Raw genomic sequence first — 1,931 nt, 5'->3', positions numbered from 1 at the left:
GTGGTGCATACCGCGGGGGTGGTGGATGACGGTGTCGTGGAGGGGTTGACCGAGGAGCGTGTCCGGCGGGTGTTGGCTCCGAAGGTGGATGCGGCTTGGCATCTGCATGAGCTGACCCGGGACATGGGGTTGGAGGCGTTCGTGCTCTACTCCTCTGCCGCGGCCACGCTTGGTGCTGGTGGGCAGGGGAGTTATGCGGCGGCCAACGCCTTCCTCGACGCCCTGGCCCAGCACCGCCACGCCCACGGTCTGCCTGCTCTCTCCCTCGCCTGGGGTCACATCGCGCAAGAGAGGACCGCCGGCCTACTCGACGCTGCCTTGGCAACGGAGCGGCCCCATGTGTTGTCGATGAAGGTGGACCTGAAGGCGACCAAGAAGCGCGCTGACGCGGTTCCAGCGTTGATGAGGGGACTGGTTCGCGCGCCGTATCGCAAGGTCGCGGCCGGGCAGCAGAGTGCGGAGGCATGGAAGGAGCAGATGGCTCTGGCCGCGCCGGAGCAACGAGAGCAGCTCTTGCTGGAGCTGGTCCTTGCCCACGCCGCGTCTGTCCTGGGGCACAGCGGTCACACCGGCATAGACCCTGACCGAGCGTTGAAGGAGTTGGGCTTCGACTCGCTTACCGCGGTCGAGCTCCGCAACCAGCTCAGCACAACCACGGGGATGCGTCTGCCGGCGACGTTGGTCTTCGACCATCCGACACCGCTTGCGGTTGCGCACTACCTGGATTCTCAGATTCGTGGCGTCGGCCAGAGTGAAACGAAAATGTCCGCACGCACTGTGCTGGCTGAATTCGACAAGCTGGAAGTCACTCTCTCTCGGGTGCGCTATCGAGAGGACGAGAGGGCTCAGATCTCAGCACGTCTCAAGGGGCTCATCCTGGCATTGGGGGATTCACGGCTGGACGATGGTGCGCAGGCACGGAGTGACGACTTGGAATCAGCCGACATGGACCAAGTTCTCAAGCTGCTCAATGACGAACTTGGAACTTTCTGAGCGAATCAGTGACTCTCCAGTGAAAGGGCAGGGCCCATGGAAGACTCCACGGTACTTGAACACCTCAAGCGCGCCACGACTGGCTTGCGTGAGGCTCGGGCTCGTTTGCGTGAGGTTGAGGAGCGGGCGCGCGAGCCGATAGCCATTGTCGGCATGTCTTGCCGGTATCCAGGTGATGTGAGCTCACCGGAGGACCTGTGGGGACTCGTATCGGACGGCGTGGATGCCATCTCCGTGTTCCCCGCCGATCGTGACTGGTCGGCCGGCGTCCTGGACGACAATGACTCGGATCAGGAGTCGGCTCCAGCCGAGCTGCGCGGCGGATTCTTGCATGATGCGGCCGATTTCGATGCGGAGTTCTTCGGGATTTCTCCGCGTGAGGCGCTGGTCATGGATCCGCAGCAGCGGCTGCTGTTGGAGGCGTCCTGGGAGGCCATGGAGAGTGCGGGAATCAATCCGGCTGATGTGCGCGGTACAGAGACCGGTGTGTTCGTCGGAACTCAAGGGCAGGATTACCTGTCACGGTTTCAGCAGCACCCAGAGGGCAGTGATGGCTATGTGCTGACGGGTAACACGGCGAGTGTGATGTCCGGGCGTGTGGCGTATGTGTTTGGTTTTGAGGGTCCGGCGGTGACGGTGGATACCGCGTGTTCTTCGTCGTTGGTGGCCCTGCACCAGGCGAGTGTGGCGTTGCGCAATGGTGAGTGTTCGATGGCGCTGGCCGGTGGTGTGGCGGTGATGTCGACTCCGGGGACGTTTGTGGAGTTCTCTCGGCAGCGTGGTCTGGCGGCCGACGGCCGTTGCAAGGCGTTCGCGGACGCGGCGGATGGGACCGGGTTCAGCGAGGGTGTTGGTGTGTTGTTGTTGGAGCGGTTGTCGGATGCTCGGGTGCGGGGGCATCGGGTGTTGGCGGTGGTGCGTGGTTCGGCTGTGAATCA

The 1,931-nt window shown here is 63.3% G+C and carries 2 protein-coding genes; both read left to right on the top strand.

Going from position 1 to position 1,931, the window contains the following annotated elements; all coding sequences use genetic code 11:
- Positions 1-993: beta-ketoacyl reductase (locus ACFXB5_RS53605; protein ID WP_385223342.1), on the top strand; the 993-nt coding region annotated here is incomplete at its 5' end.
- Positions 994-1,029: 36 nt separating this feature from the next.
- On the top strand, positions 1,030-1,931 hold a 902-nt coding region (locus ACFXB5_RS53600; RefSeq protein ID WP_385223340.1), incomplete at its 3' end, for a beta-ketoacyl synthase N-terminal-like domain-containing protein.

The sequence above is a fragment of the Streptomyces sp. NPDC059455 genome, from assembly GCF_042750115.1.
Taxonomy (GTDB): Bacteria; Actinomycetota; Actinomycetes; order Streptomycetales; family Streptomycetaceae; genus Streptomyces; species Streptomyces endocoffeicus.
This window is presented reverse-complemented; position numbering and strand designations above follow the sequence as displayed.